20 protein-coding genes are annotated in these 26,365 nt (G+C 60.1%); 3 read left to right on the forward strand and 17 right to left on the reverse strand.

All coding sequences use genetic code 11. The features are described 5' to 3' along the window. Position 1: 1 nt before the first annotated feature. From PSH81_RS27265 to pbpC, 3 genes are all read left to right on the forward strand, one after another. Positions 2-934: a phosphatidate cytidylyltransferase gene (locus tag PSH81_RS27265; RefSeq protein WP_192298116.1), complete on the forward strand. Its 933-nt coding sequence runs from the start codon at positions 2-4 to the stop codon at positions 932-934. 889 nt (positions 935-1,823) lie between these two features. Beyond that, a complete protein-coding gene (locus PSH81_RS27275) occupies positions 1,824-7,628 on the forward strand; it encodes an alpha-2-macroglobulin (RefSeq protein WP_305391783.1) in 5,805 nt (1,934 codons plus the stop codon). Then, a complete protein-coding gene (gene pbpC, locus PSH81_RS27280) occupies positions 7,609-9,909 on the forward strand; it encodes a penicillin-binding protein 1C (RefSeq protein WP_305391784.1) in 2,301 nt (766 codons plus the stop codon). Before PSH81_RS27275 ends, pbpC begins: the two co-directional genes overlap by 20 nt. A 7-nt stretch (positions 9,910-9,916) precedes the next feature. Here the strand turns inward: pbpC and PSH81_RS27285 are convergent, their stop codons facing one another. The 17 genes from PSH81_RS27285 to mnmG all read right to left on the reverse strand — a co-directional run bounded on the left by PSH81_RS27285 (position 9,917) and on the right by mnmG (position 26,079). Then, positions 9,917-10,282 (reverse strand): hypothetical protein, encoded by a 366-nt coding sequence (locus tag PSH81_RS27285; protein ID WP_305391785.1) that lies wholly within the window; start codon positions 10,280-10,282, stop codon positions 9,917-9,919. A gap of 63 nt (positions 10,283-10,345) precedes the next feature. Further along, positions 10,346-12,178, reverse strand: a complete 1,833-nt coding sequence (glmS, locus tag PSH81_RS27290; RefSeq protein WP_226454754.1) for a glutamine--fructose-6-phosphate transaminase (isomerizing) — start codon at positions 12,176-12,178, stop codon at positions 10,346-10,348. Between the two features lie 10 nt (positions 12,179-12,188). Then, a complete protein-coding gene (locus tag PSH81_RS27295) occupies positions 12,189-12,956 on the reverse strand; it encodes a DeoR/GlpR family DNA-binding transcription regulator (protein WP_192298122.1) in 768 nt (255 codons plus the stop codon). Between the two features lie 147 nt (positions 12,957-13,103). After that, on the reverse strand, positions 13,104-14,471 hold the full coding sequence (glmU, locus tag PSH81_RS27300) for a bifunctional UDP-N-acetylglucosamine diphosphorylase/glucosamine-1-phosphate N-acetyltransferase GlmU (RefSeq protein WP_305391786.1): 1,368 nt from the start codon (positions 14,469-14,471) through the stop codon (positions 13,104-13,106). Positions 14,472-14,595: 124 nt separating this feature from the next. Next, a complete protein-coding gene (locus tag PSH81_RS27305; protein ID WP_003177061.1) occupies positions 14,596-15,012 on the reverse strand; it encodes a F0F1 ATP synthase subunit epsilon in 417 nt (138 codons plus the stop codon). A gap of 44 nt (positions 15,013-15,056) precedes the next feature. After that, positions 15,057-16,433: a F0F1 ATP synthase subunit beta gene (atpD, locus tag PSH81_RS27310; protein WP_003177062.1), complete on the reverse strand. Its 1,377-nt coding sequence runs from the start codon at positions 16,431-16,433 to the stop codon at positions 15,057-15,059. Between the two features lie 27 nt (positions 16,434-16,460). Continuing rightward, positions 16,461-17,321 carry a F0F1 ATP synthase subunit gamma gene (gene atpG, locus PSH81_RS27315; protein WP_010565870.1) on the reverse strand — a complete coding sequence of 287 codons (861 nt, stop codon included), beginning with the start codon at positions 17,319-17,321 and terminating at the stop codon, positions 16,461-16,463. Between the two features lie 50 nt (positions 17,322-17,371). Then, complete coding sequence (gene atpA / locus PSH81_RS27320; protein WP_192298124.1) at positions 17,372-18,916, reverse strand: F0F1 ATP synthase subunit alpha; 1,545 nt, start codon at positions 18,914-18,916, stop codon at positions 17,372-17,374. A gap of 21 nt (positions 18,917-18,937) precedes the next feature. Then, on the reverse strand, positions 18,938-19,474 hold the full coding sequence (locus PSH81_RS27325; RefSeq protein WP_017528669.1) for a F0F1 ATP synthase subunit delta: 537 nt from the start codon (positions 19,472-19,474) through the stop codon (positions 18,938-18,940). A 12-nt stretch (positions 19,475-19,486) separates the two neighbouring features. After that, positions 19,487-19,957: a F0F1 ATP synthase subunit B gene (locus tag PSH81_RS27330; RefSeq protein ID WP_008439543.1), complete on the reverse strand. Its 471-nt coding sequence runs from the start codon at positions 19,955-19,957 to the stop codon at positions 19,487-19,489. Positions 19,958-20,013: 56 nt separating this feature from the next. Then, a complete protein-coding gene (atpE, locus tag PSH81_RS27335) occupies positions 20,014-20,271 on the reverse strand; it encodes a F0F1 ATP synthase subunit C (protein WP_002555987.1) in 258 nt (85 codons plus the stop codon). A 134-nt stretch (positions 20,272-20,405) separates the two neighbouring features. Beyond that, complete coding sequence (gene atpB / locus PSH81_RS27340) at positions 20,406-21,275, reverse strand: F0F1 ATP synthase subunit A (protein WP_192298125.1); 870 nt, start codon at positions 21,273-21,275, stop codon at positions 20,406-20,408. A 16-nt stretch (positions 21,276-21,291) separates the two neighbouring features. Next, on the reverse strand, positions 21,292-21,699 hold the full coding sequence (locus PSH81_RS27345) for a F0F1 ATP synthase subunit I (RefSeq protein WP_010565865.1): 408 nt from the start codon (positions 21,697-21,699) through the stop codon (positions 21,292-21,294). 148 nt (positions 21,700-21,847) lie between these two features. Then, the gene (locus tag PSH81_RS27350; protein ID WP_016970690.1) at positions 21,848-22,720 is read right to left on the reverse strand and encodes a ParB/RepB/Spo0J family partition protein; all 873 of its coding nucleotides are present in this window, start codon (positions 22,718-22,720) and stop codon (positions 21,848-21,850) included. Positions 22,721-22,729: 9 nt separating this feature from the next. After that, positions 22,730-23,527: a ParA family protein gene (locus PSH81_RS27355; protein WP_017736233.1), complete on the reverse strand. Its 798-nt coding sequence runs from the start codon at positions 23,525-23,527 to the stop codon at positions 22,730-22,732. Between the two features lie 18 nt (positions 23,528-23,545). Beyond that, positions 23,546-24,190: a 16S rRNA (guanine(527)-N(7))-methyltransferase RsmG gene (gene rsmG, locus PSH81_RS27360; protein ID WP_192298126.1), complete on the reverse strand. Its 645-nt coding sequence runs from the start codon at positions 24,188-24,190 to the stop codon at positions 23,546-23,548. Beyond that, positions 24,187-26,079 carry a tRNA uridine-5-carboxymethylaminomethyl(34) synthesis enzyme MnmG gene (gene mnmG / locus PSH81_RS27365; protein WP_192298127.1) on the reverse strand — a complete coding sequence of 631 codons (1,893 nt, stop codon included), beginning with the start codon at positions 26,077-26,079 and terminating at the stop codon, positions 24,187-24,189. Before mnmG ends, rsmG begins: the two co-directional genes overlap by 4 nt. Positions 26,080-26,365: the final 286 nt, after the last annotated feature.

A 26,365-nucleotide genomic window follows, 5' to 3' on the forward strand; every position in this document is an offset into this window, starting at 1 on the left:
TATGCATAGCCAGACCATAATGCTGTTCGGCGGCATCGGCGCGATCCTGGTGCTCGCCTCGCTGATCGGCCTGATCCTCAAGCTGCGCACCCGAGGCACGCCCAACGCGGTGATCGACAACCTCAACGCACGCATCAACGCCTGGTGGGTGATGGTGGTGGTCATCGGCATCGCCTTCTGGCTCGGCACCGGGGCGGTGATCCTGCTGTTCTACGCGGTGTCGTTCTACGCCCTGCGCGAATTCCTCACCCTCACCCCCACCCGCCGCAGCGACTACCCGGCGCTGGTGGCCGCGTTCTACCTGGCGCTGCCGCTGCAATACCTGCTGATCTACTCGGACTGGTACGGGCTGTTCTCGATCTTCATCCCGGTGTACGTGTTCCTGCTGCTGCCGATCCTCGCCTCCCTCGGCGGCGACAGCACACACTTTTTGGAACGGGCGTCGAAGGTGCAATGGGGCCTGATGATCGCCGTGTTCTGCGTGTCGTTCGTGCCGGCCCTGCTGACCCTCGACATTCCCGGCTACGAGGGCCGTAACCTGCTGCTGATCGCCTACCTGGTGATCGTGGTGCAACTGTCGGACGTGCTCCAGTACGTGTGTGGGAAGTTGTTCGGCAAACACAAGATCGCGCCCAACCTGTCGCCCTCCAAAACCGTGGAAGGCTTTGTCGGCGGGATCTTGCTGTCATCCCTGATCGGCGCAGCCCTGTGGTGGACCACGCCGTTCAACCCATGGCAGTCGTTCCTGATCGCGCTGTTGATCAACCTGCTGGGGTTTGCCGGCGGCATCGTGATGTCGGCGATCAAGCGCGACCGGGGTGTGAAGGACTGGGGGCATATGATCGAGGGGCATGGCGGGATGCTGGATCGCTTGGACTCGGTGTGTTTTGCCGCGCCGATTTTCTTTCACCTGGTGCGGTTCTGGTGGACCTGAGTCCACCATTCTCCAGCCATCCAAAAATCAAAAATGTGGGAGCGGGCTTGCTCGCGAAGACGGTGTGTCAGCCACTTGATAGGTTGGCTGACACACCGCCTTCGCGAGCAAGCCCGCTCCCACATAGGCTTTGCGGTGACACCTAAAAACTTGTATGCCTACAGGCTTACAAGGGTCGGTAATTTGTAAGCCTATAGGCTTACAAATCGTGCCAAACCCCGTCAGCAAACCTGCGTGCATTTGTTCTGCGGCAAAGTCTGAAACAAGCACTCCTACCACTCGCGTCCCTTTCTTTCGCAGGACATTTCCGAGAGAATCCCATCCGCTTGTGCCCTGCCTTTTCGGTAGCTAGTCTGCGTTCGTCACTGCCCATTCAGTGACCGGGTTTAGCAGCTCGAATGTTCAACATTGGGCGCACAAGCGCCATCTCAAGCATGGCGTTTTTTTCTGCCAACGCTTTATGGTGGCTGTGCGCAGGGCACCTTCGGGTGCGTCGGATTCCCAATGTTCCGGCCTGCTAACCTGCGTACAGCTGCCACCCATTGTTTAGCAGCGATGGCTGTCAGCTCCAATTTTCTACATTGGAGTTAACGCAACGAGCAAAGTAAGGCCCGACCCACCCCATCCCTTTTTCATCACCCATCCCGAACTCAGCTTCGAAGACGCCCTGGCTTACGCCTCAGACCTGCTCCAGTGCGCTGAAGCATTAGGTGACTCACCCAAAGCCGCCAGCTATCTGGCGAAAATGGCCAAAGTCATGGTGGATCGCTCGCTGGAATGTATGACCCCTTCGTAACATTCCCTCGCCACAAATAGTGCGGCGTATCGGTGTCATCTTTTGTATCAAAGACACTGTAAGATACGCCGCACTTAGCCAGGGATGCTCACCATGCTCGACTCGTTCAAAACGATCTGTCGCCGTTTGTACGGTGCATTAACGACTGTGGTGGGTGCCTTGTTCGGCCAATGGAGCCCGCCGCTCTGGCTGCGCGCCATCGGTGATGGCGTGCTGGCGCTCGGTCAGAAGGCCCGCGCTTATCCGCGCCAGGCCGGGGCCGGCGTGCTGGGCCTGGTGCTGCTGGGCGCCGCCGGGTTCTACGGCTGGCAGTGGTATTCCCACCTGCCCAAGCCCCACACCGTGGGGTATTCGCTGCACAAGCCCAACCTCACCGATTACACCCAGCCAACGCCGGTTGTGGATAACTTGCAGGTGCGTTTCGCCGAGTCCGTGGCCCCACTGGCGGCGATTGGCAAGCCGGTGAGCGAAGGCATCACCCTCAAGCCGAGCGTGGCGGGTACGTGGCGCTGGTCCGATGACCGCACCTTGCTGTTCGTGCCGGAGAAAGACTGGCCGATCGACGCCGGTTACACCCTGGACCTGGCGAAGAAAAACCTGCTGGCCGACGGCGTACTGCTCGACCAATACAGTGCCCAGTTCTCCACCCAACCGTTCCGCGCCACCCTGGCGCAAAACGAGCTGTACCAGGACCCGTCCAATCCAACGCTGAAACAGCTAGTAGCGACCTTCCACTTTTCCCACCCAGTGGATGAAGACAGCCTACGCAAACGCGTGACAGTGACCCTTGGCAAAGGCCTGGCCTACCGCGACGCCCAGTTGCCCAATCGGCCGGAAGTGACGTTCGACGAGAAAAAACTCAACGCCTACGTGCGCTCCGCCGCCCTGGCTACACCGCTGGAAAGTACCCCGGTCAGCGCCAAGCTCGACGAAGGCCTCAAGGCCCGCGACGGCGGCAACGCCAGCACCGCGCCGCTGGTGGCGCAAGTCACTGTGCCCGGGCGTTATCGCCTGACATTCACTGGCGCCGAAGTCAGCTTTGTCGACAACCAGCGCGGCGAACCCGAGCCGGTGCTGATGTTCAGCAGCTCCAGCGCCGTAGCCGATGACACCATCGCCGGTAAAGTGCAGGCCTGGCTGCTGCCGGAAAAAGCCGAGGACGATACGCGCCCCTACAACAGCAACGACATCGACGATGCCCTGCTCGTCCGCAGCATCAAGGTCAACCTGACCCACGTGCCCAGCGTCGAACCGTTGAACACCCTGCATGCCTTCAAGTTCAAGGCCCCGGCCGGCCGGGCTATCTATGTGCGCGTGCCCGCCAACCTGGAAGCCATCGGCGGTTATCTGGCGAAGAATCCTACGGCGTCGCTGATCAGCATGCCGGCGTACCCGCGCACGTTGCAGTTCCTGTCTGACGGCGCCCTGCTCAGCCTCAACGGCGAAAAACGCCTGGGCTTCATGGCCCGTGGCGTGCCCGGCGCCCATGTGGAAATTGCCCGCCTGCTGCCCAACCAATTGCAGCATCTGGTGGACCAGAGCAGCGGTAGCTTTGCCCGGCCGAATTTCGGCAACGAGTACTTCGACCGCATGGTGGAACGTCAGACGCTGGACATTCCACTGTCGTCCAATGACCCGGCGAAAACCGTCTACGACAACGTCGACCTCAGCCACTACCTCACCGCCAACGGCGGCCGTCGTGGCATTTTTGTACTCAAGCTCAGCCCCCAGGACGAGCCGGTCGAGCGCACCTTCGAGTACGACCGCAGCAGCACCAGCGACCTGCGCTTTATCGTAGTGACCGACCTGGGCATCATCGCCAAGCGCTCCAGCGATGGCAGCCACGATGTGTACGTACAGTCCATCGGCAACGGTTCGCCGGTGGCCGACGCACAGGTCGACATCATCGGCCGCAACGGCTTGCCCGTGAGCAGCGGGCGCACCGATGGCGAAGGCCACGCGCATTTCGCCAAGCTGGATGAATTGCGCCGTGAGAAAACGCCGCTGATGTATGTCGTCACTCGCGGCAATGACCAATCCTTCCTGCCGATTGCCCGTCAGTCCCAGCAACTGGATTTGTCGCGCTTCGATGTAGGCGGTTTGGAAGAAGACGGTGCGGTTGATCGCCTCAGCGCCTACCTGTTTACCGACCGCGGCCTGTACCGCCCTGGCGAGACCGCGCACCTGGGCATGATCGTGCGCAGCGGCAACTGGAAAGGTGCCCTGCAAGGCCTGCCGGTAGAGCTGCAAATCACCGACCCACGCGGCCTGGAAGTGATTCGCCAGCCGCTGAAGCTGTCCGCCAGTGGTTTTGAAACCTTTGATTTCCCCAGCAGCGAAGTCGCCCCCGCCGGGGACTACACCGCGACCTTGCAGTTGATTGGCCAGAAACAGACCCGCACCGACCTGGGCAGCGTCAGCTTCAAGGTCCGCGACTTTGAACCGGACCGCATGAAAGTCAGCCTGAGCCTGCATGACACTCCCGTGCAGGGCTGGATTCCACCCGACCAAGTGGTCGCCAAAGTCACCGCGATGCACCTGTTCGGCGCCCCGGCGGCCGGGCGTCGGGTGACCGCGAAAATGTCCCTGAGCCCAACGCTCGCGGCATTCGAGCGCTATCCCGATTACCGCTTCCGCCTCAACGACTCCCTGGAAGACGCCAGCACCGAAGACCTCGCCGAAACCACCGTGGATGACAACGGCCAGGCTCTGCTCGACCTCAACCTGCAACGCTTCGCCAACAGCACCTATCGCCTGCAGGTCATGACCCAGGTGTTCGAAGCCGAAGGCGGGCGCAACGTGGCGGCGCAAAGTGCCTTGTTGGTGTCGTCTGCGCCTTACCTTGTGGGTGTGAAAAGTCAGGACTCGCTGTCGTACGTCGCCAAGGATGCGCCACGCGAGGTGCAATGGCTGGCCGTGGCGCCGGACCTTTCGCCGCTGGCAGTGGAGGGCCTGACCAGCGAAGTGGTCGAGCACCGCTATGTGTCGGTGCTGGTGAAACAGTCCAACGGCACCTACAAGTACGAGTCGCGCATCAAGAACATCAGCCAGCCGGCATCCAAGCTGGTGATGACCCAGAACGGCGCCAGGCAGAGCCTCAACACCGGCACGCCGGGTGATTACACCCTGCAACTGAAAGACGCCAACGGCAACCTGCTCAACCAGATCGACTACAGCGTGGCCGGGCGCGGCAACACCTCGCGCTCCCTGGAGCGCAACGCCGAACTGCAACTGCGCCTGGATAAGCGCAGCTACGCCACCGGCGACGAGATCGCCATCAGTATCCGTGCGCCGTACACCGGGGCCGGCTTGATTACCATCGAACGGGACAAGGTCTATACCCAGCAGTGGTTCAAGGCTGACAGCACCAACAGCGTGCAACATATCCGCGTGCCTGCGGGGCTTGAAGGCAATGCCTACGTCAACGTGCAGTTTGTGCGGGACATGGGCTCGGCCGAGGTGTACATGAGCCCGCTGTCCTACGGCGTGGTGCCCTTCAGTATCAACCTGGACGCGCGACGCATGGCGCTGAAAGTCGAGGGCCCGGCGAAGGTCGAGCCGGGGCAAATGCTCGACATCAAGGTCAACGCCGACCGCCCGGGCCGCGCCGTGGTGTATGCGGTAGACGAAGGCATCTTGCAAGTGGCGCGCTACCAGACGCCGGACCCGTTGGGTTTCTTCTTCCAGAAGCGCGCGCTGGAAGTCGGCACCAGTCAGATCCTTGACCTGATCCTGCCGGAATTCAGCCGCCTGCTCAGTGGGGCAGCGCCCGGTGGCGATACGGAAGGCGCCCTGGCCAATCACCTCAACCCGTTCAAGCGTAAACATCAGCCGCCCGTGGCGTGGTGGTCCGGGTTGGTGGACCTGCCGGCCGGTGAGACTGTGCTGCATTACCAGGTGCCGGACAGTTTCAACGGCAAGCTGCACCTCTTCGCGGTGGCGGTGGACAGCGACAGCGTGGGTGTCAGTGAGGCCAATACCGAGGTGCGTGGGCCGATCGTGATCACACCGAACGTGCCGGCCTTCGTGGCGCCTGGGGATGTGTTCAATGTCAGCGCTGGAGTGTTCAGCAACCTCGACGCCGCGGCCGACGTGAAGTTTGAGGTGCAAACCAGCGACGGCCTCAAGGTGCAGGGCGACAAGGGCAGCACCTTGGCCCTGCAACCGCGCAAGGAAGGCACCGCCGAGTTCAAGATCAAGGTCGGTGAAACCCTGGGTTCGGCCGACCTGCGCTTTGTCGCGGTACTGCCGGATGGCAAGCGTATCCAGGTGGCGGAAACCACTTCGATCCGCCCCCTGAGTGAGCACCGCGTGGCCTTGAGCCTGGGCCGCTTCGACAGCGCCAGCAAAGAGCTCAAGCCGACCCGCGAGCTGTTCAGCCAACTGCGCGACGTGCAACTGGGCGTCGCCGCCTCGCCGCTGGTGTGGGCCAACGGTCTCAAGCATTACCTGGATGACTACGGCTACGCCTGCACCGAGCAATTGGTGTCCAAGGCCATGCCCGCGCTGATCTGGGGTGGCAACGCCCCCGAAGCCGAGCAGGCCTTCAGCAGCGCGGTGCGTATGTTGCGCCAACGCCAGAACCAGGCCGGCGGCTTTGGTTTGTGGGCGGCCAACCCGGATGTGGCGCCGTACGCCAGCCTGTATGCCACCGACTTCCTGATCGAAGCCAAGGAGCGTGGGTTGCCGGTGCCGGAAGACCTGCTGGTGCGCTCGAACGCGTATCTGACAGACCTCGCCAACGGTCCTAGCGAAGGCCTGTCGGAATTGCGCAACCGTGCCTACGCCAGTTACCTACTGAGCCGTCAGGGGATTCTGGTGAGCGGTGCCTTGAGTGACATCCGCGAGCGCTACGAGAGCTATTTCAAGGACAGCTGGCAGAACGACCTCGGCGCCGCTTACCTGGCCGCCAGCTACAAGTTGCTCAAGCAGGATCGCCAGGCCGATACGTTGTTCCGCAAGATCCCTTGGCGCGCCCTTGTGGATAAGTGGACCAGCGACGGTATGTACTACGACCCGCTGGTGCACGACGCAGAACACCTGCACCTGCTAGCGCGGCACTTCCCTGAACTGCTGGACGAAGTGCCGACGGCACTGTTGGACAAGCTCGGCAAGCGCTTGAACGAGCAGCGCTACAACTCGCTGTCGGCGGCACTGTTGCTGCGGGCCTTGGATAACTATGGCCAGCGTGCGCAAAGCGACATGACGCTCAAGGCCACGGCCTGGTTGGGCGACAAGCAACAACAGTTGCTGGAAATGGCTGGCCAGCCGCCGCGCGCCGCCGTTCCCGGGGCCACGCAAAAACTGGTCATGGAAAAATCCGACGGCCCGGCCGCGTTCTACATGCTCAGCGAAGCCGGTTTCGACAAGGGCGCCAAGCTCAAGCCGATCAACAACGGCCTGGAGATCATCCACGAGTACCTCGACCTCAAGGGCGACCCGGTGAGCAAGGTCGCAGTGGGCGATGAGTTCCTGGTGCGCTTGCGTCTGCGCGCCACCGATCGCGACCAGGTGCAGCAAGTGGCGGTGGTCGACCTGCTGCCGGGTGGCGTCGAGCCTGTGTATAACTTGCCGCCTGAGCCGGAAGCCGCCAACAGCGAAGAGAGTGAAGGCGAAGAGTCCGAGTATGTGGAAGAAGACAGCCAGGAAGCAGAAGCCTGGCAAGCGCCCATCGGCGAGACCGAGCTGAGCAACTGGCAGCCGGACTACGTGGATGTACGCGATGATCGAGTGGTGTTGTACGGCACTGCACTGCGCGATGTAGGCACCTTCGTGTACCGCGTGCGCGCCACCAATGCCGGTACGTTCAATACGCCACCGGCCTACGCCGAAGGCATGTACGAAACCACCCTGCAAGGGCGCGGCAAAGTAGGCCAGCTTGAAATTACCAAGCCTTAAACGCCTGGCGCCGCCGCTGCTGCTAGCGGCGGTGGTGCTGGCGGGGCTGCGCCTGTGGCCCCATGCCCCGCTGGAACAGGCCGTGACCTCGTCACGGCTGGTGCTGGCCGACGACGGCTCGCTGCTGCGCATGACCTTGGCGGACGACGGCCAATACCGCTTATGGCTACCGCTGGAGCGGATGTCTCCTTCACTGGTCGAAGCCTTGCTGCTCAAGGAAGACCGCAATTTCTACTGGCACCCGGGGATCAACCCGCCGGCCTTGCTGCGTGCGGCCATGGCCACCTACAGCGGTGGCCAGCGCCAGGGCGGTTCAACGTTGAGCATGCAACTGGCGCGGCGCCTGTGGGATCTGAACACCCGCCAGGTGCCCGGCAAGTTGCAGCAGATGGCCTTGGCGCTGTGGCTGGAGGCGCGCTACAGCAAACACGACATCCTGGAGGCCTACCTGAACCTGGCGCCGATGGGCGGCAATATCGAAGGCGCCGAGGCCGCGAGCCGCATCTACTTTGGCAAGGCAGCCGCACAATTGTCGTTGTCCGAAGCGCTGGCGCTGGCGGTGATTCCGCAACAGCCGGGGCGGCGCGCGCGTTTCGGGCCCTCGCTGCAAAATGCGCGGCTGCGCTTGATGGCCGACTGGCGCGAGACTTATCCACAAGACCCGCGTAACGACAGTTTGCTGGACTTGCCGCTGGAGGCGCGTAACCGCCAACAGATCCCGTTTCTAGCGCCGCATTTGAGTGAGCAACTGCTGGCGTCCCAGCCCGGCAATGAGCTGAACAGCACCCTCAACCTGCCGTTGCAGCAACTGCTCGAGCGTCTGATCAGCGGCTTTATCGCCGAACGACGCAGCACCGGCGTGGAGAACGCCACGGCGATCCTGATCGACAGCCGCGACCAGAGCGTCAAGGCGCTGGTGGGTTCGGCGGATTACTTATCCACAGGCATCCACGGTCAGGTCAACGGCGTGCTGTCGCGGCGCTCGCCGGGCTCCACGCTCAAGCCGTTTCTGTATGGATTGGCGTTGGACCAGGGGGTGATCCACCCCATGAGCATCCTCAAGGACTTGCCCAGTAACTTCGGCTACTTCCAGCCGGAAAATTTCGACGGCAGTTTTGTCGGCCCGCTGACGGCGCGCGATGCATTGATCCGTAGTCGCAATATCCCGGCAGTGTGGCTGGCCAGCCAGGTGAAATCGCCGTCCTTGTATGGATTGCTGCAACGCGCCGGTATCAAGGGCCTGCGTGACGAGAGCCACTACGGCCTGGCCCTGGCCCTCGGCGGCGGCGAGATGACCCCGGAGGAACTGGCGCGGTTGTACGTGATGCTGGCCGGTGACGGGCATTTGCGGCCGCTGCGTTATTTGCAGGAGCAGCCGCAATCCACCGGGGCGCAACTGCTCACGCCCCAGGCCGCGTTCATGGTGCGCGACATGCTGCGGCGTAACCCGCGCCCGGATGGCTTGCCCGGCCGCCATTGGCGCACCGCGTGGAAAACCGGCACCTCCTGGGGTTTTCACGATGCCTGGAGCGCCGGCCTGGTCGGCCCCTACGTGCTGGTGGTGTGGGTGGGCAACTTCGACGGCCGGCCGAACCCAGCGTTTATCGGGGCCAAGACCGCCGCGCCGCTGTTCTTCCGCATCGCCGACGCCCTGCCCCTGGCGTTGCCCAACGTGGTGATCAAACCCGACAAGCCGCCCGCCGGGCTGGTACGCATCGACGTCTGCGCCGCCTCCGGCGATTTGCCCAACCGCTGGTGCCCGCAAACCCGCAAGACCTGGTATCTGCCCGGCGTGTCGCCGATTCGCGTGTCGAACCTGCATCGCCCGGTGCTGATCGACACACGCACCGGCAAGGCCGCGTGCCCGCCCTTCGAGGCGCAGTACACCCGTGAAGAAGTCTTCGAATTCTGGCCCAGCGACATACAGCGCCTGTACCGCGCCGCCGGCCTGCCCCGGCGCACGCCGCCCAGCGTGATGAAAAACTGCCAACCCAACCGCATCAGCGACCAGAGCGAAGCGCCGCAGATCCGCTCGCCGCTGACCCAAGTGAGCTATCAACTGCGCCTGTCGCAACCCCAGGAAAGCATCCCGCTGAATGCCAACGCGGCCAGCGATGCGGCGACGCTGTACTGGTTCGCCGATCAAACCTTGATCGGCCAGGGCCCGCCGCAGGCCACGCTGAATTGGCGACCGGGCAAGTCGGGAGAGTATCGGCTGCGGGTCAGCGATGATCAGGGGCGCAGTGCGAGCCGGGGGTTGCGGGTGGAGTTTGTGCCGTGATCAGCGGCTACGTGACAAGCTCGGTGTAGCTGGACTCCCCACCTCCCGTCGCCCCCGACAACCAACCCCATACAAACGCCAGCGTAGTGCGCCCGGCAGCATCAACGCCGACCGTGCCGCGAGACCAGCCGGCCAATAACTCGCCCTGTGTGGTCACGCACTGAAACAGCAACTCGATCGTATCCTCGCCGGTTACACGCCCGACCTGCTGACCGATACGAATCCGCCCGCCTTGGTAGGTGCCCCAGATGGCATCGCCTTCGACTTGATAATGGAACACCGTACCGTCACCGGAGAGGCCCTGGGTGTTGTTTGCGACCGCAAACCGGCGATTGTGCAAACGCTCGCCGATTGGGGAAAGAGGGGTTGGCATCGAGGTCGAATCCTTTCGTCGTGCTGATCCTGGAGACCCGAGGGGCCTCCAGGCTACGCGGGGTTACTCCACCGTCACCGACTTTGCCAGGTTGCGTGGCTGGTCGACGTCGGTGCCTTTGAGCACGGCGACGTAGTACGACAGCAGTTGCAGCGGGATGGTGTAGAGGATCGGCGACAGGATGTCGTGGATATGTGGGATGTTGATGACGTGGGTGCCTTCGCCGTTGGTCATGCCGGCTTTTTCGTCGGCGAACACCACCAGTTGGCCGCCACGGGCGCGCACTTCCTGCAGGTTGGACTTGAGCTTCTCCAGCAGTTCGTTGTTCGGCGCGACGGTCACCACCGGCATGTCGTCATCCACCAGGGCCAATGGGCCGTGTTTCAGCTCACCGGCTGGGTAGGCTTCAGCGTGGATATAGGAGATTTCCTTGAGCTTGAGGGCGCCTTCCATAGCGACCGGGTATTGCGCGCCACGGCCGAGGAACAGGGTGTGGTTTTTGTCGGCGAACAGTTCGGCGACTTTTTCCACGGTGCTGTCCATGGCCAGGGCTTCGCCCAGACGGGTAGGCAGGCGACGCAGCTCTTCGACCAGGGTGGCTTCGACGCCGGCAGCAAGGGTGCCGCGGACTTGGCCGAGGGACAGGGTCAGTAGCAGCAGGCCGACCAACTGGGTGGTGAAGGCTTTGGTCGAGGCTACGCCGATTTCACGACCGGCCTGGGTCAGCAGGGTCAGGTCGGATTCACGCACCAGGGAGCTGATGCTTACGTTGCAGATCGCCAGGCTGGCGAGGAAGCCCAGTTCCTTGGCATTGCGCAGGGCGGCCAGGGTGTCGGCGGTTTCGCCGGACTGGGAGATGGTCACGAACAGGGTATCGGGCTGCACCACGACCTTGCGGTAGCGGAACTCGCTGGCGACTTCGACCTGGCACGGGATGCCGGCCAGTTCTTCCAGCCAGTAACGGGCGACCATGCCGGCGTGGTAGCTGGTGCCGCAGGCGACGATCTGCACATTGCGCACTTTGGCGAACAGCTCGGCCGCTTGCGGGCCGAACGCGTTGACCAGCACCTGGTGCTGGCTCAGGCGCCCTTCCAGGGTGCGTTGCACCACGGCTGGTTGCTCGTGGATTTCCTTGAGCATGAAGTGGCGGAATTCGCCCTTGTCGGCAGCCTCGGCACCGTCGCGGTACTGCACGGCTTCACGCTCGACGGAGTTGCCGTTTACGTCCCAGATCTGCACGCTTTCACGACGGATGTCGGCAATATCGCCTTCTTCCAGGTACATGAAGCGGTCGGTGACCTGACGCAGGGCCAGTTGGTCGGAAGCGAGGAAGTTTTCCCCCAGACCCAGACCGATCACCAACGGGCTGCCGCTGCGGGCGGCAACGACGCGGTCCGGTTGGCTGGCGCAGACCACGGCCAGGCCGTAGGCGCCATGCAGTTCCTTGACCGTAGCCTTGAGGGCGGCGGTCAGGTCGCTGTGGTCCTTGAGTTTGTGGTTGAGCAGGTGGGCGATGACTTCGGTGTCGGTGTCCGAGGTGAACACGTAGCCCAGGCCTTTGAGTTGGTCGCGCAGCACTTCGTGGTTTTCGATGATGCCGTTGTGCACCACGGCCAGGTCGCCGGAGAAATGCGGGTGGGCGTTGCGTTCGCACGGAGCGCCGTGGGTGGCCCAGCGGGTGTGGGCGATACCGAGGCGACCAACCAGCGGCTCGCCGTTCAAGGCTTGTTCCAACTCGCTGACCTTGCCCGGACGGCGCGTGCGCTCCAGCTTGCCGGCGTTGGTGAAGACGGCTACACCGGCGCTGTCATAGCCACGGTATTCCAGGCGCTTGAGGCCTTCGATCAGGATCGGGGTGATGTTGCGTTCAGCGACTGCGCCTACGATGCCACACATGGTGTTTCTCCTAGATGATTGCCGCGCATATCAGCGTAATGCCGCGGGCTTGGATCTGGTCGCGGGCCTCAAGCGGCAGGCGATCATCGGTGATCAGGGTATGGACGCTGCTCCAGGGCAGTTCCAGGTTGGGAATCTTGCGGCCGATCTTGTCGGATTCGACCATCACCACCACTTCACGGGCGACCTCGGCCATCACACGGCTCAGGCCCAGCAGTTCGTTGAAGGTGGTGGTGCCGCGCTGCAAATCGATGCCGTCGGCGCCGATGAACAGCTGATCAAAGTCATAGGACCGCAGCACCTGTTCGGCGACCTGGCCTTGGAACGAGTCCGAGTGCGGGTCCCAGGTGCCGCCGGTCATCAACAGCACGGGCTCGTGTTCCAATTCGCTCAAGGCGCTGGCCACGTGCAGGGAGTTGGTCATCACCACCAGGCCGGGCTGGTGGCCCAGTTCAGGGATCATCGCGGCGGTGGTGCTACCGCTGTCGATGATGATGCGTGCGTGTTCACGCAGGCGCATCACGGCGGCGCGGGCGATGGCGCGCTTGTACACCGAAATGGGCTGGGCGGCATCGCCGACCAGTTCCTGGGGCATGGTGATGGCACCACCGTAGCGACGCAGCAACAGGCCGTTGCTTTCGAGAGCGGCCAGGTCCTTGCGGATGGTCACTTCCGACGTTTCGAAATGCTTGGCCAATGCGTCCACGCTGACTTCGCCCTGTTCATTGAGCAAAGCCAGGATATTGTGGCGGCGTTGGGGTGTATTTCGTTTCGACATGGTGATGATAAGTTTCGTTTCGAAAGATAACGAAGGCAATCAAAACCTATTGGCGAAAGATCGTCAAGCGGGGCGTGGTAAATTTCTGGAAAAATCCCCAGCCAGCTCCCACAGGGGATAACGCTGGCCAGGGGAGCTGTGGATAACTCAGCTCTTTTTGATTTTGACCGGGCGTTTCCAGCCATCAATGTTGCGCTGACGAGCGCGCGCGACGCCCAGCTGCAAGTTATCCACATCCTGGTTGATGGTGGAGCCGGCCGCGGTGGTGGCGCCATCGCCGACTCTCACCGGGGCAACCAACGAGTTGTTGGAACCAATGAACACGTCTTCGCCCAACACAGTCTGGTGCTTGTTGGCGCCATCGTAGTTGCAGGTGATGGTGCCCGCGCCAATGTTGGTGCGCGCGCCGATCACGGCATCGCCCAAGTAAGTCAGGTGACCTACCTTGGCGCCCTCGCCCAGGTGGGCGTTTTTCAGTTCGACGAAGTTACCCACATGGGCCTTGGCCTCCAACACGCTGCCCGGACGCAAGCGTGCGAACGGGCCGGCATCGCTGCCCTCGCCCATCACGGCACCTTCCAGGTGGCTGTTGGCCTTGATCACCACGCCTTTGCGCAGGGTGCTGTCCTTGATGACGCAGTTGGGGCCGATGATCACGTCGTCTTCGATGATTACGCGGCCTTCGAGGATCACGTTGATGTCGATCAGCACATCGCGGCCCACGGTGACTTCACCACGCACATCGAAGCGCGCCGGGTCGCGCAGGGTCACGCCCTGGGCCATCAGGCGGCGGCCTTCGCGCAGTTGGTAGTGACGCTCCAGTTCAGCGAGTTGCTTGCGGTCGTTGGCGCCCTGCACTTCCATCGGGTCGTGGGGTTGCTCGGTGGCGACCAGCAGACCATCACTCACGGCCATCTCGATGACGTCGGTGAGGTAGTACTCGCCCTGGGCGTTGTTGTTGGACAGGCGGCTCATCCAGTCGGCGAGCTTATTGCCAGGCACCGCCATGATTCCGGTATTGCCTTCGGTGATGGCGCGCTGGGCTTCGCTGGCGTCTTTATGCTCGACGATGGCCGCGACCTTGCCGTCAGCGTTGCGCACGATACGGCCGTAGCCGGTGGGATCAGCCAGTTCGACTGTGAGCAGGCCCATCTGGCCGGGTACCACGTGCTTGAGCAGGCGTTGCAGGGTTTCCACTTCGATCAGGGGCACGTCGCCGTAGAGGATCAGCACGGTGTCGGCCGTGATGAACGGCACGGCTTGCGCGGTGGCGTGGCCGGTGCCGAGTTGCTTGTCTTGCAATACGAAATTCAGGTCGTCCGCAGCCAGGCGTTCACGTACCACATCGGCACCGTGGCCGATGACCACGTGAATACGCTGCGGATCAAGTTGCCGGGCGCTGTGGATAACATGGCCAAGCATGGAGTTACCGGCAACCGGGTGCAGCACCTTAGGCAGTGCCGAACGCATGCGGGTGCCCTGGCCTGCGGCGAGAATGACAATTTCAAGAGACATGAATGGCTACCAATCCTGGGCGGTCCGGCGTCAGACCAAAGAAGTGTTTTGCAAAAAAAGAAAAAGGGTAGCCGAGGCTACCCTTTTTAATCAAATCACACATGAAGCATGACGGCTGGGCCGCTTACTTCTTGCGGATCTGCTGGAGCGTGCGCAGCTGGGCTGCAGCCTCGGCCAGACGTACAGCAGCAGCGCTGTAGTCGAAGTCCGCACCCTTTTCATTCAGGGCCTTCTCAGCAGCCTTGACGGCTTCCTGAGCGGAGGCTTCATCCAGGTCGCCAGCACGTTGCACGGTGTCGGCAAGTACCTTGACCATGTTCGGCTGAACCTCGAGGAAACCACCGGAGATGTAGAACACCTCCTTTTCCCCGCCTTGCTTGGTCAGAGTGATCGGACCTGGCTTCAAGCTGGTGATCAACGGCGCGTGACCCATGGCAATACCAAGGTCACCGAGTTCGCCGTGTGCAATCACCATCTCTACCAGACCGGAGAAGATTTCCCCTTCCGCGCTGACGATATCGCAATGGACTGTCATAGCCATCTGATTGCCTCAACCTGATGAGCGCCCGTTTCCGGGCGCTTGGATTACAGTTTCTTGGCTTTCTCGATCGCTTCTTCGATGCCGCCGACCATGTAGAACGCTTGTTCTGGCAGGTGGTCGTAGTCACCGTTGAGGATGCCTTTGAAGCCAGCAATGGTGTCTTTCAGGGAAACGTATTTACCCGAGGCACCGGTGAAGACTTCAGCCACGAAGAACGGCTGCGACAAGAAGCGCTGGATCTTACGAGCACGGTTTACCAACTGCTTGTCGGCTTCCGACAGCTCGTCCATACCCAGGATCGCAATGATGTCCTTCAGTTCTTTGTAACGCTGCAGCACGTACTGAACGCCGCGAGCGGTGTCGTAGTGCTCCTGGCCGATCACGTTCGGGTCCAGCTGGCGCGAAGTCGAGTCGAGTGGATCGACCGCTGGGTAGATACCCAGGGAAGCGATGTCACGGGACAGAACGACGGTGGCGTCCAAGTGGGCGAAGGTGGTCGCTGGCGACGGGTCGGTCAAGTCATCCGCAGGTACGTATACCGCTTGGATCGAAGTGATCGAACCTTCCTTGGTCGAAGTGATACGTTCTTGCAGAACGCCCATCTCTTCAGCCAGGGTCGGCTGGTAACCTACTGCCGAAGGCATACGGCCCAGCAGTGCGGATACTTCAGTACCGGCCAGGGTGTAACGGTAGATGTTGTCGACGAACAGCAGAACGTCGTTACCTTCGTCACGGAACTTCTCGGCCATGGTCAGGCCAGTCAGTGCTACGCGCAGACGGTTTCCCGGCGGCTCGTTCATCTGACCGTAAACCAGTGCCACTTTGTCCAGAACGTTGGAGTCCTTCATCTCGTGGTAGAAGTCGTTACCCTCACGAGTACGCTCACCCACACCGGCGAACACGGAATAACCGCTGTGCTCGATGGCGATGTTACGGATCAGTTCCATCATGTTTACGGTCTTGCCTACACCGGCACCACCGAACAGACCGACTTTACCGCCCTTGGCGAACGGGCAAACCAGGTCGATAACCTTGATGCCGGTTTCCAGCAGGTCGTTGCCGCCAGCTTGTTCGGCGAACGAAGGTGCTGGACGGTGAATGCCCCAGCGCTCTTCGGTGTCGATCGGGCCGGCTTCGTCGATTGGGTTGCCCAGTACGTCCATGATCCGGCCCAGGGTCGCTTTACCGACCGGTACGGAGATGGCTGCGCCAGAGTCGATAACGTCCAGACCGCGCTTCAAGCCTTCGGTGGAACCCATCGCAATGGTACGAACTACGCCGTCGCCCAGCTGTTGCTGAACTTCCAGAGTAGTTTCCGCGCCTTGTACTTTCAGCGCGTTGTAGATGCTCGGTACGCTGTCGCGTGGAAATTCCACGTCGATAACGGCGCCGATGATTTGAACGATACGTCCGCTACTCATAGCTGGATCCTCTGAATATTTGAACCGTTAAACCGCGGCAGCGCCGCCGACGATTTCCGAGATCTCTTGGGTGATCGCAGCCTGACGCGCCTTGTTGTAGATCAGCTGCAAATCGCTGATCAGATCACCGGCGTTGTCGGTAGCGTTTTTCATCGCGATCATCCGCGCCGCTTGTTCAGCTGCGTTGTTCTCGACCACCGCCTGGTACACCTGCGACTCCACGTAGCGCACCATCAAGCCGTCAAGCAGCTCTTTGGCGTCTGGTTCGTAGAGGTAGTCCCAGTGGTGCTTGAGTTCCTGATCCGGAGTCGCCACCAGTGGAATCAATTGCTCCACGGTTGGCTGCTGGGTCATGGTGTTGATGAACTTGTTGGATACCACGGAGAGGCGGTCAATCCGGCCTTCCAGGTACGCATCCAGCATCACCTTCACACTGCCGATCAAATCATTGATCGACGGCTCTTCACCCAGGTGGCTGATAGCTGCTACGACGTTGCCGCCGAAGTTACGGAAAAAGGCCGCACCCTTGCTACCAACAACACACAGATCGATCTCGACGCCGTTTTCGCGGTTTACCGCCATGTCCTTGACCAGGGCCTTGAACAGGTTGGTATTCAAACCACCGCACAAACCACGGTCACTGCTCACAACCACATAACCGACGCGCTTAACTTCGCGGTCGATCATGAACGGGTGGCGGTATTCCGGGTTGGCGTTGGCCAGATGCCCAATTACCTGGCGGATACGCTCCGCATAAGGACGGCTAGCAGCCATGCGCATTTGTGCCTTGCGCATTTTGCTGACCGCCACTTTTTCCATGGCGCTGGTAATTTTTTGCGTGCTTTTGATGCTCGCAATCTTACTGCGAATCTCTTTTGCGCCTGCCATGTAACACCTATCAGGTTAGCAAGCGGGAGCCTTGCGGCTCCCGCTGCGGCTTACCAGGTTTGGGTGGCCTTGAACTTCTCGATACCGGCTTTCATGCCAGCGTCGATATCGTCATTGAAGTCACCCTTCACGTTGATCTTCGCCATCAGTTCGGCGTGATCGCGGTTGAAGTAAGCAATCAGCGCTTGTTCAAAGCTGCCGACCTTGGCGATTTCAACGTCGGTCAGGAACCCACGCTCAGCGGCATACAGCGACAACGCCATGTCAGCGATCGACATTGGGGCGTATTGCTTCTGCTTCATCAGCTCGGTAACGCGCTGACCATGCTCAAGTTGCTTACGGGTCGCTTCGTCCAGGTCAGAAGCGAACTGGGCGAATGCCGCCAGTTCACGGTACTGAGCCAGAGCGGTACGGATACCACCGGAGAGCTTCTTGATGATCTTGGTCTGAGCGGCACCACCCACACGGGATACCGAAACACCGGCGTTCACTGCAGGGCGGATGCCCGAGTTGAACATGGCCGATTCCAGGAAGATCTGACCGTCGGTGATGGAAATCACGTTGGTCGGAACGAACGCGGAAACGTCGCCAGCCTGGGTTTCGATGATCGGCAGTGCGGTCAGGGAACCGGTTTTGCCGGTCACTGCGCCGTTGGTGAACTTCTCTACGTACTCTTCCGAAACGCGGGATGCGCGCTCCAGCAGACGGGAGTGGAGATAGAACACGTCGCCTGGGTAGGCTTCACGGCCTGGTGGACGGCGCAGCAGCAGGGAAATCTGGCGGTAAGCCACTGCTTGCTTGGACAGATCGTCATAAACGATCAGCGCGTCTTCACCGCGGTCGCGGAAGTATTCACCCATGGTGCAACCGGAGTACGGTGCCAGGAATTGCAGCGCAGGAGATTCCGAAGCACTGGCAGCCACGATGATCGTGTTGGCCAGGGCGCCGTTTTCTTCCAGCTTGCGAACCACGTTGGCGATGGTCGATTGCTTCTGACCGATGGCTACGTAGACGCAGAAAATGCCGCTGTTCTTCTGGTTGATGATCGCGTCGATCGCCAGGGCGGTCTTACCGATCTGACGGTCACCGATGATCAGCTCACGCTGGCCACGGCCGACTGGGATCATGGCATCGACAGCCTTGTAGCCAGTCTGTACAGGCTGGTCTACCGACTTACGCCAGATCACGCCTGGAGCAACTTTCTCGACCGCGTCGGTCTCGGTGTTGCCCAGTGGACCTTTACCGTCAACAGGGTTACCCAGTGCGTCGACTACGCGACCCAGCAGTTCCTTACCAACCGGAACTTCCAGGATGCGGCCAGTGCACTTGGCGCTCATGCCTTCAGCCAGACTGGTGTACGCGCCCAATACAACGGCACCTACGGAGTCTTGCTCCAGGTTGAGGGCCATACCGTAGACGCCGCCCGGAAACTCGATCATCTCGCCGTACATTACGTCGGCCAGACCGTGAATCCGCACGATGCCGTCAGATACGCTGACGACAGTGCCTTCGTTACGGGCTTGGGAGGTCACATCGAGCTTGTCGATGCGGCCCTTGATAATTTCACTTATTTCGGAAGGATTGAGTTGCTGCATTGCTCTGCTGCCCCTTCAAACTCAAGATTTCAATGCTTCGGCAAGATTCGCGAGTTTGCCGCGAATCGAGCCATCGATAACCAGGTCGCCGGCGCGAATGACAACACCCCCAATGAGGGATGGGTCTTCCGCAACTTGCAGGCGCACTTCCCGGTCGAGTCGTGCACTGAGAACCTTGGCGAGTTTGTCTTGCTGTTCTTGGTTCAATGCAAAAGCACTGGTCACTTCAACGTCTACCGATTTCTCTTGCTCGGCCTTGTACAGGTCGAACAGAGCGGCAATCTCCGGCAGAAGCAGGAGACGGTCGTTTTCGGCAATGACGTTGATGAAGTTCTGTGCCTTCACATCAAACTTGTCGCCGCACACTTCAATAAAAGTGGCGGCCTTGTCTGCGCTCGTCAGTCGCGGGGCCTTGAGCACGCGCTGCATGGTGTCGTCTTGCGACACTGCTGCAGCCAGGCCGAGCATGGCTGACCAAGAGGCCAGCTGCTGGTGGGCCTGGGCGTGCTCGAAGGCTGCCTTAGCGTAAGGTCGGGCCAACGTGGTCAATTCTGCCATGATCGCCCTCGCTTAAATTTCAGCAGCCAGTTTGTTAACCAGCTCCGCGTGCGCGTTTTGATCGATTGTGGCACCCAGGATCTTCTCAGCACCGCCAACGGCCAGAGCACCCAGTTGGGCACGCAGCGCGTCTTTGACACCGTTCAGTTCCTGCTCGATCTCGGCCTGAGCCTGAACCTTCACACGGTCAGCGTCGATACGGGCTTTTTCAACAGCCTCTTCAACGATCTGGTTACCGCGTTTCTTGGCTTGCTCAATGATTTCGGCTGCTTGAGCTTTCGCTTCGCGCAGTTGTTGACCCGCTTTATCTTGGGCCAACTCCAGGTCGCGAGCTGCTCGTGCTGCAGCGTCCAGCCCATCCGCGATCTTCTTCTGACGTTCGTGCAGAGCTGCGATGACCGGAGGCCATACGAACTTCATGCAGAAAACGACAAAAATCAAGAACGCTAAGGACTGACCAATAATGGTTGCATTAATGTTCACGCCAATACCTCGCTCATTCGTTGCACAACACACCAATCACTCGAAAAGACGAGTGATTAACCGGCGAGTTGACCAACGAAAGGGTTCGCGAAGGTGAAGAACAGAGCGATACCAACACCGATCATGGTCACGGCGTCGAGCAGACCGGCGACGATGAACATTTTAACTTGCAGCATTGGAACCATTTCTGGCTGACGCGCTGCGCCTTCCAGGAATTTGCCGCCCAGCAGGCCGAAACCAATGGCAGTACCCAGGGCGCCCAGGCCGATCAACAGTGCAACAGCGATAGCGGTTAGACCAACTACAGTTTCCATCTTTCCTCCCGACTTTTACGTCGTATGGTTTAGGTTTTTTAGATTTTAAAGCGGTAAAACAAATCGTTTCATAGCCCGATAGGGCCTACCTTCCCGTTTTACCGGGAAGGACATCAGACTAGTCGAGACTGGTCTTAATGGTTCTCTTCGTGCGCCATCGACAGGTAGACGATGGTCAGCATCATGAAGATGAAGGCCTGCAGGGTGATGATCAGGATGTGGAACACAGCCCACGCCCACTGCAGAACAATGCCCAGGCCGCTAAGCCAGAGCAGGCCGCTGCCGAACATCACAGCGATCAGAATGAACACCAGCTCGCCGGCATACATGTTGCCGAACAGTCGCAGAGCCAGGGAAATAGGCTTGGCAACCAGAGTCACGAATTCCAGCAGGAAGTTCACCGGGATCAGCAGCGCTTGAACGAAGATGTTCTTGCTGCCGAACGGGTGCAGGGTCAGTTCGCCGATGAAGCCGCCGATGCCCTTGATCTTGATGCTGTAGAAAATGATCAACGCGAATACCGACAGGGCCATGCCCAGGGTAGCGTTAGGGTCCGTGGTGGAAACCGCACGGAAAGGAATGTGGTGATCGCCGGAGATCAGGATGGCCAGCTGAGGAATCCAGTCGACCGGGATCAGGTCGACGGCGTTCATCAGGAACACCCAGACGAAGATGGTCAGCGCCAGCGGTGCAATCACCGGGCTACGGCCATGGAAGCTGTCTTTCACGCTGCCATCGACGAATTCGACCAATACTTCAACGAAGTTCTGCAAAGCACCTGGCTGACCGGAAGTCGCCTTCTTTGCCGCCATGCGGAAAATGAAGACGAAGATCAGACCCAATGCGACCGACCAACCCAGAGTGTCCAGGTGGAAAGCCCAGAAGCCCATTTCTTTGGCCTCTGCTGCGGAGTGGGCAAAGCCCCAGCCGCCATTAGGAAGCTGACCGAAGGTCAGGTTCTGCAAGTGGTGCTGGATATAGCCCGAAGCGGTTGTTTCTGCCATGGTTGCCTCAAACGCCCTAAGGTTTCGAAAGTCTTGTTTTCATTAGCAGGGGAGCGAACCAGCTGACCAGTTGGGTCAACACGAAGACGCCGAATACAGCCAGCGGCGCCAATGGCTTCACACCTGCAAAGGTCAGTGCAAACAGCACTGCCGTCAAAATCAGTTTCCCTGCTTCGCCGGCATAAAATGACCGGACGATCGCCTGGGCTGCTCGGGCGCCGGAAAACCGAAAGGCCCTGTGAGCAAAATACATATTGGGCAGCAAGGCTATCAGGCCTCCGCAGAGTCCTGAATATCCGGCTACGACTCCATGCCAGTACCAAAGCGCCAAAGCGGCGATCAGCAAAATGACAAATTGAGCCAATAAAACCGGAAATACGGCCAAGCGATGGAACGGCAACGTGTTTGGCGTGCGGGTTTCCATCACTCTTGCTCCTCAATGGTCGGCTGCCGGAAATCAATAACTTGGCATAATTTGTGCCGACAAAATGCGCGCAGAGTATAGGGGCGGTTCTGCCCCTATTCAACTGTCGGGTAGTGATTTCCGATCACACGCTACATAAGCAAATGTTTCAGCGGATGTGGGCAAGGACGCCCTGAAGCTCATCGAGAGAGTTATAGCCGATGACCAATTGGCCTTTGCCCTTCTTGCCGTGGCGAATTTGCACCGCAGAGCCCAGCCGCTCGGCCAGGCGCTGTTCAAGACGGGCAATATCCGGATCAGGTTTGGCCGTTTCGACCGGTGCAGGTTTGCCGCTCAACCACTGGCGAACCAGGGCCTCGGTCTGACGAACGGTGAGCCCTCGTGCGACAACGTGTCGCGCCCCTTCAACCTGTTGATTTTCGGGCAAACCGAGCAAAGCGCGGGCATGCCCCATTTCCAGGTCGCCATGGGACAGCATGGTCTTGATGACTTCCGGCAGCGCTATCAGGCGCAGCAAGTTGGACACGGTCACGCGGGACTTGCCCACGGCCTCGGCCACTTGTTGCTGGGTCAGCTGGAATTCCTGCTGCAAACGCTGCAACGCGATCGCTTCTTCGATCGGGTTGAGGTCTTCACGCTGGATGTTCTCGATCAAGGCCATGGCGATAGCGGTTTCATCCGGCACATCGCGGACCATCGCCGGGATGGTCTCCTTGCCGGCCTGCTGGCTGGCACGCCAGCGGCGTTCACCGGCGATGATTTCAAAACGTCCGCCACCGATCGGGCGGACCACGATCGGCTGCATCACGCCCTGGGCCTTGATCGAATTGGCCAGTTCTTCCAGCGCCTGGGGGTCCATGTCCCGGCGTGGCTGGTATTTGCCGCGCTGGATCAGGTCCAGGGGCAGGTGCTGCAGCTCGCGCTCGTCGGCCTGCACCGCTTGTTCTTCAAGCGATGTGACGGTCGGACCACTCAACAGTGCATCCAGTCCACGTCCGAGACCTCGTTTCTTGACGGCCATGGGGATTCCTTAAGTTGGCTGGGCTGCAGCGGTGCGTGAGTTGCGGCGTTGACGACGAACCATCTCGCCGGCCAGGGCCAGGTAGGCAATGGCGCCACGCGAGGATTTGTCATACGCCAGCGCGGGCATGCCGTAGCTTGGCGCTTCGGCCAGACGGATGTTGCGCGGGATAACTGTGTCGTAGAGCTGGTCGCCAAAGTGTTCCTTGAGCTGCGCCGACACATCGTTCATCAGGCTCAGGCGCGGATCGAACATCGTGCGCAGCAGGCCTTCGATCTGCAGGTTCGGGTTGAGCAACTCAGCGATACGCTTGATGTTATCCACAAGGTCGCTCAAGCCTTCCAGCGCGTAGTACTCGCACTGCATGGGGATAATCACCCCATCGGCGGCCACCAGTGCGTTCAGCGTGAGCATCGACAGCGACGGTGGGCAGTCGATCAAGATGTAATCGTAATTCTCGCGGATCGGCGCCAGGGCGCTGCGCAGACGGCTTTCTTTCATCTGCATTTCCAGCAGCACCACTTCCGCCGCGGTCAAGTCGCGGTTGGCCGGCAGCAGTTGATAACCGCCGTGTTCGGAAAAGTGCATGGCCTGGGCCAGGTCGCACTCGCCGATCAGCAAGTCATAGACCGAGTTTTCCAGGCCGTGTTTATCCACACCGCTACCCATGGTGGCGTTGCCCTGTGGATCGAGATCGATCAACAGCACCCGGCGCTTGGTGGCGACCAGGGATGCTGCGAGGTTGATGCAGGTGGTGGTTTTGCCCACGCCACCTTTCTGGTTCGCTATCGCGAATACCTTAGCCATTCTTGCTTGTGTTCCCAATCATGCCGTGCGGCGCAGTATCAGCAGATGGCGTTGGCCTTGGCAACCGGGTACGGCCAAGGCGTGTTCGCTATCGAGGTGGAAGTCTGCCGGCAATGCTAACAGCTCGTCGCTTGGATGGACGCCCTTCATTGCCAGCCAGCGGGTGTCACGGTCGCCCAGGTGGCGAGTCCAGTTGCTGAAGTTGTCCATGCTGCTGAAGGCCCGGGAAACAATTCCGTTGAAAGGCTGTTCAGGCGTGAAGGCTTCGACGCGACTGTGGATAACTTGCAGGTTATCCAGCTTGAGTTCGAGTTTGACCTGGGTCAGGAAGCGGGTTTTCTTGCCGTTGCTGTCCAGGCAGGTCACTTGCGACTCGGGAAACAGGATGGCCAGGGGAATGCCCGGCATGCCGCCGCCACTGCCGACGTCGAGCCAGCGGCCGTTTTCGATAAACGGCATCACACTCAAGCTGTCGAGCAAATGACGCGAAACCATTTCGTCCGGATCGCGCACTGCGGTCAGGTTGTAAGCCTTGTTCCATTTGATCAACAGGGCCAGGTAGCCCAACAGCAATTCGTGCTGGGCCGGGGTCAGGTCGACACCCAACTGGCGCGCACCTGTGGATAACTCTTCGGCATGTTGCGAGGTGACAGACGAACTCAAGCGCTTTGCTCCAACTGACGGCCCGCGCCGCGTTTTTTCAAATGAATCATCAACAGCGAAATGGCTGCCGGGGTCACACCGGGGATACGCGAAGCCTGGCCCAGGGTTTCCGGGCGAGTTATCCCCAGCTTGCTTTGGATTTCTTTCGACAGCCCGGAAATCCCGGTGTAGTCGATGTCCACAGGCAGCTTGGTATCTTCGCTGGCGCGCAGACGAGCGATTTCGTCCTGCTGACGGTCAATGTAACCGGCGTATTTGGTCTTGATCTCGACTTGCTCGGCGACCTGTGGATCTTCTGCGCCACCGCCCGTCACTTCGACCAGACCAGCGTAGTCGATTTCCGGACGGGAAAGCAGGTTCAGCAGGTTGTACTCGTGGGTCAGCGGCGTGCCGAATTTTTCGGCAATTGCGTCGCCCTGCTCGGTACCCGGGCGAACCCAGGTACTTTTCAGACGCTGTTCTTCCAGCGCAATGCTTTCGCGTTTTTTGCAGAAGGCTTCCCAACGCGCGTCATCGACCAGGCCCAGCTCGCGACCTTTTTCGGTCAGGCGCAGGTCGGCGTTGTCTTCGCGCAGGATCAGACGGTATTCCGCCCGGGACGTGAACATCCGGTACGGTTCCTGGGTACCGAGGGTAATCAGGTCGTCAACCAGCACGCCGATGTATGCCTCATCGCGACGCGGGCACCAGCTGTCTTTGCCCTGCGCGCGCAGCGCAGCGTTGGTTCCGGCCAGCAAACCCTGGGCGCCGGCTTCTTCGTAACCGGTGGTGCCGTTGATTTGGCCGGCGAAGAACAGGCCGCCGATGACTTTGGTTTCGAGGCTGTACTTGAGGTCACGCGGGTCGAAGTAGTCGTACTCGATGGCGTAGCCCGGACGCACGATGTGTGCGTTTTCCATGCCGCGAATCGATTGCACGATCTGGATCTGCACGTCGAAAGGCAGCGAAGTGGAAATGCCGTTCGGGTAAAGCTCGTGGGTAGTCAAACCTTCGGGCTCGATGAAGACCTGATGGCTTTCCTTGTCGGCAAAGCGGTGGATCTTGTCTTCGATCGACGGGCAATAACGCGGGCCGATGCCTTCGATCACCCCGGAATACATCGGCGAACGGTCGAGGTTCGCAGCAATGATTTCGTGGGTACGGGCATTGGTATGGGTAATCCAGCAGCTCACCTGTTTCGGATGCTGCTCTTTGGAGCCCATGAACGACATCACAGGTATCGGCGTATCACCGGCTTGTTCGGTCATCACCGAGAAATCCACAGAACGCCCGTCGATACGCGGCGGGGTCCCGGTTTTCAGGCGACCGACACGCAGCGGCAATTCACGCAGGCGTTTTGCCAGGGCAATCGACGGCGGATCACCGGCGCGACCACCGGAATAGTTCTGCATACCGATGTGGATAAGTCCGCCCAGGAACGTACCAGTGGTCAACACCACGGATTCTGCGAAGAAACGTAGGCCCATCTGGGTGACAACACCGCGCACTTGGTCCTGCTCGACGATCAGGTCGTCCGCGGCCTGTTGAAATATCCACAGGTTCGCCTGGTTCTCCAGGGTTTCGCGCACGGCCGCCTTGTACAGGATGCGGTCGGCTTGTGCCCGGGTAGCACGCACGGCCGGGCCTTTGCGGCTGTTGAGCACGCGAAATTGAATACCACCCTTGTCGGTAGCCATGGCCATCACGCCGCCGAGGGCGTCGATTTCTTTGACCAAGTGGCTTTTGCCGATCCCGCCAATGGCGGGGTTGCAACTCATGGCACCGAGGGTTTCCACGTTGTGCGTAAGCAACAGGGTTTTTACGCCCATACGTGCTGACGCCAGTGCTGCCTCGGTACCGGCATGACCGCCGCCGATGACGATCACTTCAAAACGGGAAGGGAAATCCACCACGCACCTCGTGCCTGCTTATGTAGGTAATCAGGAATTGTCTGTTGAAAGAGATTTAGAGCTTTGGCGGCAAGTATAGGGACTTAGCCCTTCCTAAAGAACCCTTTGCACAAAATTTAACCAGCTGTGGATGAATCACAGACAATAGAAATTAAAAGAGAGAAATTTATTAAATCTTTGTTTTTATGTTTATTTCTACTGAGCCACCTTTCTGTGGATAGATCGCTACAGGCCTTTATTTACTTTGTGTACAGCGATTCAAAAGTCTGTGGTCATGTGCCAATGA

The organism is Pseudomonas sp. FP2335 (assembly GCF_030687535.1).
Lineage (GTDB): Bacteria > Pseudomonadota > Gammaproteobacteria > Pseudomonadales > Pseudomonadaceae > Aquipseudomonas.

Coding starts and splice junctions, on each gene's coding strand:
- PSH81_RS27265 (WP_192298116.1), top strand. CDS start 2: ATGCATAGCCAGACCATAATGCTGTTCGGCGGCATCGGCGCGATCCTG.
- PSH81_RS27275 (WP_305391783.1), top strand. CDS start 1,824: ATGCTCGACTCGTTCAAAACGATCTGTCGCCGTTTGTACGGTGCATTA.
- PSH81_RS27285 (WP_305391785.1), bottom strand. CDS start 10,282: ATGCCAACCCCTCTTTCCCCAATCGGCGAGCGTTTGCACAATCGCCGG.
- glmS (WP_226454754.1), bottom strand. CDS start 12,178: ATGTGTGGCATCGTAGGCGCAGTCGCTGAACGCAACATCACCCCGATC.
- PSH81_RS27295 (WP_192298122.1), bottom strand. CDS start 12,956: ATGTCGAAACGAAATACACCCCAACGCCGCCACAATATCCTGGCTTTG.
- glmU (WP_305391786.1), bottom strand. CDS start 14,471: ATGTCTCTTGAAATTGTCATTCTCGCCGCAGGCCAGGGCACCCGCATG.
- PSH81_RS27305 (WP_003177061.1), bottom strand. CDS start 15,012: ATGGCTATGACAGTCCATTGCGATATCGTCAGCGCGGAAGGGGAAATC.
- atpD (WP_003177062.1), bottom strand. CDS start 16,433: ATGAGTAGCGGACGTATCGTTCAAATCATCGGCGCCGTTATCGACGTG.
- atpG (WP_010565870.1), bottom strand. CDS start 17,321: ATGGCAGGCGCAAAAGAGATTCGCAGTAAGATTGCGAGCATCAAAAGC.
- atpA (WP_192298124.1), bottom strand. CDS start 18,916: ATGCAGCAACTCAATCCTTCCGAAATAAGTGAAATTATCAAGGGCCGC.
- PSH81_RS27325 (WP_017528669.1), bottom strand. CDS start 19,474: ATGGCAGAATTGACCACGTTGGCCCGACCTTACGCTAAGGCAGCCTTC.
- atpE (WP_002555987.1), bottom strand. CDS start 20,271: ATGGAAACTGTAGTTGGTCTAACCGCTATCGCTGTTGCACTGTTGATC.
- atpB (WP_192298125.1), bottom strand. CDS start 21,275: ATGGCAGAAACAACCGCTTCGGGCTATATCCAGCACCACTTGCAGAAC.
- PSH81_RS27345 (WP_010565865.1), bottom strand. CDS start 21,699: ATGGAAACCCGCACGCCAAACACGTTGCCGTTCCATCGCTTGGCCGTA.
- PSH81_RS27350 (WP_016970690.1), bottom strand. CDS start 22,720: ATGGCCGTCAAGAAACGAGGTCTCGGACGTGGACTGGATGCACTGTTG.
- PSH81_RS27355 (WP_017736233.1), bottom strand. CDS start 23,527: ATGGCTAAGGTATTCGCGATAGCGAACCAGAAAGGTGGCGTGGGCAAA.